This window comes from Leucobacter sp. M11 (assembly GCF_035726885.1).
Taxonomy (GTDB): Bacteria; Actinomycetota; Actinomycetes; order Actinomycetales; family Microbacteriaceae; genus JAPFRB01.
Genome location: NZ_JAPFRB010000004.1, coordinates 554,125 through 560,287 on the forward strand (window position 1 = coordinate 554,125; position 6,163 = coordinate 560,287).

Annotated in this window: 6 protein-coding genes; 1 reads left to right on the forward strand and 5 read right to left on the reverse strand. The window is 70.1% G+C overall.

Going from position 1 to position 6,163, the window contains the following annotated elements; genetic code table 11:
• Nucleotides 1-44: 44 nt before the first annotated feature.
• From OOT08_RS14845 to OOT08_RS14855, 3 genes are all read right to left on the reverse strand, one after another.
• Nucleotides 45-677: a copper chaperone PCu(A)C gene (locus OOT08_RS14845; RefSeq protein ID WP_325093566.1), complete on the reverse strand. Its 633-nt coding sequence runs from the start codon at nucleotides 675-677 to the stop codon at nucleotides 45-47.
• A gap of 75 nt (nucleotides 678-752) precedes the next feature.
• Nucleotides 753-1,427 (reverse strand): copper resistance CopC family protein, encoded by a 675-nt coding sequence (locus OOT08_RS14850; protein ID WP_325093567.1) that lies wholly within the window; start codon nucleotides 1,425-1,427, stop codon nucleotides 753-755.
• 36 nt (nucleotides 1,428-1,463) lie between these two features.
• On the reverse strand, nucleotides 1,464-2,078 hold the full coding sequence (locus tag OOT08_RS14855) for a hypothetical protein (RefSeq protein WP_325093568.1): 615 nt from the start codon (nucleotides 2,076-2,078) through the stop codon (nucleotides 1,464-1,466).
• Between the two features lie 82 nt (nucleotides 2,079-2,160).
• On the opposite strand from OOT08_RS14855, the gene OOT08_RS14860 reads away from it, so the two are divergent.
• Nucleotides 2,161-3,108, forward strand: coding sequence for an isoprenylcysteine carboxylmethyltransferase family protein (locus tag OOT08_RS14860; RefSeq protein ID WP_325093569.1), 948 nt, complete (start codon nucleotides 2,161-2,163; stop codon nucleotides 3,106-3,108).
• A 12-nt stretch (nucleotides 3,109-3,120) separates the two neighbouring features.
• Here the strand turns inward: OOT08_RS14860 and OOT08_RS14865 are convergent, their stop codons facing one another.
• Together OOT08_RS14865 and OOT08_RS14870 are read right to left on the reverse strand one after the other, a co-directional pair.
• On the reverse strand, nucleotides 3,121-3,774 hold the full coding sequence (locus tag OOT08_RS14865) for a CatB-related O-acetyltransferase (protein WP_325093570.1): 654 nt from the start codon (nucleotides 3,772-3,774) through the stop codon (nucleotides 3,121-3,123).
• Nucleotides 3,775-4,267: 493 nt separating this feature from the next.
• Nucleotides 4,268-6,010 carry an HNH endonuclease signature motif containing protein gene (locus OOT08_RS14870; protein ID WP_325093571.1) on the reverse strand — a complete coding sequence of 581 codons (1,743 nt, stop codon included), beginning with the start codon at nucleotides 6,008-6,010 and terminating at the stop codon, nucleotides 4,268-4,270.
• Between the last annotated feature and the right edge of the window lie 153 nt (nucleotides 6,011-6,163).

The following is a 6,163-nucleotide window of genomic DNA, read 5'->3' on the forward strand; positions in this document are numbered from 1 at the left end:
TGGGGGATTTCCCGGAATCGGGGTGTGACTCGCTCATCGTCGGACTACTCGGTGTCCGCGGAGCCGTGGTCCATCGAGCCGTGGTCCATCGAATCGCTGTCCATCGAACCACTGTCCATCGAGCCGTGGTCCATCTCCTCGTCGCCCTCACCGTAGACCTCGTTGGCCCCGGCGTAGTCGCGGATGGGCAGGGTGACGGGCAGCGTGCTGCCATCGGAGAAGGTCAGCACGAGGGGCAACTCCTCGCCGGGGAGCAGAGCGCTCGGCAGCTGCATCAGCATCAGGTGCTCGCCCCCGGGGACGAGCTCGCGGCTCTTGCCCGCCGCGATCGTGAAATCACCCTCCATCTGCTGCATGACGGCGGTGCCGTCCACATCCACAAACTCGTGGATCTCGATCATATCGGCGCGGTCGCTCGTCGCCCCGGTCAGGGTGACCTCGGCGTCCCCGGTGTTTTCCAGCACGCCGAAGGCCCCGGACATGCCCTTCGCTTCGGCGACCTTTGCCCAGGCCCCCTCGAAGGTGACGTTCTCGGCCATCGTGCGGCTCTCCTGCGTGGTCTCCTCCGCCGCCCCGGGGGAGGAGCACGCGGTCAGGGCGAGGGGGGTGAGCAGCGCGCCGACGGCGATTGCCGCGACGGAGAGGGAACGGCGGGCGGAGATGAATGCGGTGTTCATGGTGAACCTTTCAGAAAAATGGGATCGGTGAGACGCGCCTGCCCGGCTTCGGGCGGCGCTGGCAGTGGGGGCCGGTTACTTCCGGCGCGACCGCACTGCGATGATGGCGTAGCCGACGCCGCCGAGCACGAGGCCGCCGAGCGCGATCAGGCCGACGCGGCCCCAGTCGAAGCCGCCGTCCTGAGCGTCACCGCTCGGCTCCTCGGTGTCCTCGCCCGGGGTCGCGGTCGCGGACTCCGAAGACGCGGACTCTGAAGATGCAGACTCCGACGGCGTCGCCTCGGTCGGTGCGCCGTCGCCCACGACGAAGGAGAACTTCCCGCTGATGGGGTGCGAGTCCGAGGACACGACCCGCCAGATCACGGTGTATTCCCCGTCGGCGAGATCCGAGGGCAGGGCCTGGGTGACCTCGCGAGCGTTCAGCTGCGGCTCGCCCTGCGCGACGTCTTCGCCCGAGGCGTCCGTGACCTTGATCTCGGTGCCGAGCTCGATGAGGCTGTTGCTGAACTCCAGCATGACCTCGCCAGGGGCCTCGTCAACGGTCGACCCCGCGGCGGGGGTCGTGCCGACCAGCTGGTCATGGGCGAGCGCGGCGGGCGCGGGGCCGAAGGCGAGCAGGGCGGCCATCGCGAGGACGGCGCAGCTGAGCCCGGCGAGTTTCCCCGCCCCTCGTGCGGAGCGGGCAGGGGAAACGGTGGTCGAATGACGCATGGTGAAGCGGTCCTGATTCTCCGGGCGGGTGCCCGGCATCGTCGTGGTCTCGGAGGTGGCCGGAATCGGCCGCGGCTACGCGAGACGGGCCGGTGGGCCCCGAGTGCTGACGGTGTCGAGGAAGCGGGCCGCGAGCGGCGGGTGATCCGCCGCCACGGCCGGGAGGCGCGTGTGGTCCGCAATGCGCAGGGGGCGCGGCGGCTCGGGGGCGAGCAGCGCAAACAGGGCATCGCGGACGAAGGAGCCGAGCGCGCACACGGCCTGCTCGCCGTGGCGGAGCAGGAGCACCGTGAGCAGGGCGGCCAGGCAGTGCCAGAGGAACATGATCGTGTCCGCCGAGGCGGACGCCCCCGACGCCATCGAGGAGGGCACATAGCCCGTGAGGGGAAGGCCGTGGTTGGCGTGCGCGGGCATCGGCTCGCCCGAGGCGTTCAGCGTCGCGGGGACGCCGACGAGGGAGAAACACCAGTGGAACATGGCCTGACTGAGGCCAACGCCCAGGCTGAGCCGAACGACCGACAGCCGCACCCCGGCGAGGAAGACGCACAGGGGGAGGGCCACGGAGAAGGTCACGGCGATCGCGATGATGCTGGGGGCCTCTGCCCCGGCGAGCATGTGTGAGACGGCCGCGATCAGCGTCGCGAAAGCAGCGCCGGACGCCCCGCGCCCGACCCTCGCCCACCGGCTCATCGGTCGATCATGCACACTGGCATCGTACCCGAGTGAACTGGGCAGGGCGTCCTCGAGAGGGCGTTCTCGATAGACTGTGGGCATGAGCCCGCCCCCGCACCCGGCAGGGGAGACCCCACACGCGCGCGCCCTCGGCCGTGCGTACTTCGCCGTGCAGGCCGCGGGCGGGGCAACCTGGTGGCTGCTCGTGTTCACCGGGGAACGCGTTCGCCAGGCGACGCTCGGCGGGCTCGATCCCGTGCTCGTCTTCGCGCTCGATCTGCCCCTCTTCGTGCTCGCCTCGCCGCTCGCCGCAGCCGGGGTGCGCTGGGCGCTGTGGCTCGCGACGGGGTGGACCGTGCTCGTCGCCCTGCTCATGGTGGGCTACGCCACGGTGACGGGGCTGGCCGGGTGGGGCGCGCTCTGCATGCTCGCGGCGGGCGGGGGCAGCGTGCTCGCCGCGACCCTGATCCGCACCGGGGGCCTGCCGAGCGCGGTGCTGTTCTCGGGACCCTTCGCGTTCCGCACGGCCCGCCCCGCGGGGAGCGGGGCGCATCTCGGGCGCACCGCGGGGCAGATCGTCCTGTTCTGGGGGGTGTTCCTGGCCGTCATCCCCGCGGTCATCGCCGCGGTCGAGCGGCGCTGGCAGCTCGCCGTCGAGGTGCCCGCGGCCGTGCGGGGCATCGGTCTCGTCCTCCTCGTGGGGGCGAGCGCGCTGGGGCTCTGCTCGGCGGCGGTCATGTCCAGGCTGGGGGCGGGCACGCCGCTGCCGAGCGCGATGCCCGCCCGCCTCGTGACGCGCGGCCCCTATCGCTGGGTGCGCAACCCGATGGCGGTCGCCGGGATCGCGCAGGGCGTCGGGGTCGGGCTGTTGCTCGGCTCCTGGCTCGTGGTCGGCTATGCGGTGTGCGGAAGCCTGTTCTGGCACGTCCTCATCAGGCCTCGCGAAGAGCAGGACCTCCTCGAACGCTTTGGGGAGCCCTACCGGGCCTACCGGGGCCGGGTCCGGGTCTGGCTCCCGATTCGCCGCCGCGGGGGCGCGAGCGGCTGACCCGGCCGAGCGTCAGCTCTGGGCGCGCCCCGCGATCTCGGCGAGCTCCGCGGGCGTGCCGGACATGAGGGCGCTGGCGTGTTCGGTGATCGCTTCGACGGGCCAGTCCCACCAGCGAACGGCGAGCAGGGTGTCGATCTCCGCGGGGGAGAACCGGGATCGAATGACGCGGGCGGGGTTTCCCGCCACGATGTCATAGGGGCCGACGTCCTTCGTGACGACGCTGTGCGCTCCGATCACGGCACCGTCGGCAACGGTGACGCCCGGCATGATCGACGCTTCGCGGCCGATCCAGACGTCGTTGCCGATGACGGTATCGCCCCGCTGTGGGACGGCGGCGAAGGCGTCGAGGGTCCGACTCGTCCAGTCGCCGCCGAACATCGTGAACGGGAACGTCGAGACACCGGTCATCGGGTGGTTTCCGCCGGGCATGAGGAAGGTGACGCCCGGGCCGATGGCGGTGAACCGGCCGATGACGAGCCGTTGCGGCCCGAAGAGGTAGTGCACGTTTGCCTCCTCGAAGGGCGGGCGTGTGCCCTCATCGTCGTAGTAGGTGTACTCGCCGATGTCCAGGAGGGGAGACGTGATCTGGTTTTTCAGGAAGGTGACGTTGCTGAGTTCGGGGCGGGTGCTGGGGTGGAGGTGGGTCGGGTCAGGGAATTCCACGGGGAGATGCCTTTCTTCGAGCGGGGGTTCGCGGGTGGGGTGATGCGCGTGTTTCGCAGAGCGTGCCCTGCCGGATGTGCCCAGCCGTATGTGCACTGACGAGTGCGCGTCGGCGGCAGAGTTGCCCGGAAGCGACGCGGAGCGATTCTGAGCGGGGCTGGGGCGGGGCTGGGTTTAGGCGATGCTGAGACGGCAGCGACCACTGGGCTGTGTGCCTGTGTGTGCGTTGCCGCGGGCCGGTCTGCCGAGGCACGGAACACCTGCACGCCCCCAGGACAGAGAACGCCGAGCGGGGGACCGAAACCTGCCGGGCACGGAGCCGCGGACGCAGGTCGAATGTCAGTTAAATCAGCACACGGAAACTATACGCCAGTTGGCCCCCGGCTGGCACTGGCCGGTGCGAGGGATACCTCGCCGGAGGCGACCGGGGAGCAGAACTGGCCAACCGGAAAAGGGGGGCGGGGCTATCCGCCCCGCGGTGGCTTGCCCGCGGTCAGGGGGTCTCCGGCACGGCCGACGGTCGTTCGGGGTGCGTCGTTGCGCGCCGTCCGCTCAGGGTCTCCCACTCCAGCACACCGTTCACGTTATCGAGCAGGGTCCAGCCCCGGTGCGTCTTGCCCGGCCCGGTCGTCCCGGGGTCGCCGCGGCCCTTCATCGTGTGGTGGGTGCGGCACAGAAACGCGAGATTATCGTGGCAGGTTTCCCCACCCGAGTCCCAGGGCACCGAGTGGTCCAGGTCGCATCGCACCGCTGCCCGTTCACACCCGGGGAAGCGGCAGTGTTGGTCCCGAATCTCGGTGAATCTGCGAAGTGCCTTCGGTGGCGAGTAACTGTCCCGGCCGACGTTGAGGATCGCGCCCCGGTCGTCGGTGAACAAGGCCCGGAAGGAGCCGATCCCGAAGGCGACCCGCTCCGCGGTCTCGTCATCGAGGACCCCGTAGCCGTCCAGCTCCGCGAATTCCTTGCCGAGGATCGCCTCGGCGCTGGCCTCGGGGCCGAGGTCGTCGGTGAGCCCGGCCAGGATGCGGGTGGGTACGGTGACGAGGACCTGTCCGCGGATGCCGCGGGGTGGGGCCGTGGTGGCCCGTGTTGCGGGCTGTGCCTCGGTGGTGCTGGATGCCCCGGTTGTCCCGGTTGTCCCGGTTGTCTCGGGCGCTTCCGTGTCGATCTCGCCGAGCGAGATCAGGTCTACGAGCACGTCCGCGCGCAGCTGGGCGATGCCGCGGGGGAGCGGCAGCGCAGCAATGGCTACATCAAGCTCCTCCTCGGTGCCGGTGTGCGCCTCTTTCAGTGCGTCAACGCGTTCCCGGTGGTCCTGTTTCTCCATGATCGCGAGCTGCTTGGCGAGGGCGTCGCTCCGGTCGTAGGCCGCGGTGAGTTCCACGGCGGAGTGCCGGATCGTGAGCTCCATCATCCCGTTGCGGGCGGGCTCGTTCCAGGCCCCGCGACGCTGGAACGCATCCGCGTGCCGCGCCTCGGGAGACACGGGGTCCACCCGGTTCCGCAGGTCCTCGGCCACCCGCAACAGCTTCGCCGGGGTCAGCGTCGGGGCAACCTCGGCGAGCTGCTCGTCGAGAATCGTGCGCGCAACGGGCGGCGCATCAGCGGTGACCCGCACAATGGCGGACACGCGGGCCTGATCCAGAGCACCGGACGAGAACGCGCCCCACACGTGAGGCAGATCCTCGGCGATCGCGAGCGCATCGTTCAAGAGCCGCGCACCCGTGGGCTTCCCGACCGTGACCGCGAACGCGATCTCTTCGGCCAACTGCCCCATCCGTTGTGCACGGTCCTCGCCGGTGATGGTCTGGTTGATGACCTGTCCCGTCGCGGCGAGCACACGTGCGGCGTCCTCCGCGGTCTCGCGCGCAAAGCGCTCCTCGTTGAGGTCGGCGAGTTCCGCGATCAAGCGAGCGCGACGGGCCTCCACCCGGTTTTTCTCCCGGGTGGCCTCGGAGATTGCCTCGCTCAACTCAGCCTCCCGCGCGCGCAGTTCCTCGGCGTTGAGGTGCGCGCGAGCCGCGGAGGCGGCCACTTTGGCGGCGGCAAGCGGATGCTGGGGCTGGTCACCCGGAACGACCCGGGACGCGGCAAAAGCATCGGCGGCGATCCGCTGCGCGATCTTCGCGGCGCTCGCCCCGGTCACCGTCCCCGTGCCCGGCACGCGCGCGAACGCACCGGACCGCGGTGTGCGGGTGGCGGTGTCGCCGGGTGCGACGGGAGTGAAAGTGACCATGCCCCAATTTTACCCGAAGTGACCCGTAAAAAAGTGCTGCTCACGCCTCATTTCTGATCGAAAATGATATGCCCCAGCCCCGGATTATCGCAACAAAATATGGCGCGTTTTTGCCTCACTCCTTGACAGCAAAACCCAATTCTGCCGGGCTCA

Bases quoted from the DNA above. Each gene is read 5' to 3' on its own strand.
- OOT08_RS14845 (WP_325093566.1), bottom strand. From the start codon at position 677: ATGAACACCGCATTCATCTCCGCCCGCCGTTCCCTCTCCGTCGCGGCA.
- OOT08_RS14850 (WP_325093567.1), bottom strand. From the start codon at position 1,427: ATGCCGGGCACCCGCCCGGAGAATCAGGACCGCTTCACCATGCGTCAT.
- OOT08_RS14855 (WP_325093568.1), bottom strand. From the start codon at position 2,078: ATGAGCCGGTGGGCGAGGGTCGGGCGCGGGGCGTCCGGCGCTGCTTTC.
- OOT08_RS14860 (WP_325093569.1), top strand. From the start codon at position 2,161: ATGAGCCCGCCCCCGCACCCGGCAGGGGAGACCCCACACGCGCGCGCC.
- OOT08_RS14870 (WP_325093571.1), bottom strand. From the start codon at position 6,010: ATGGTCACTTTCACTCCCGTCGCACCCGGCGACACCGCCACCCGCACA.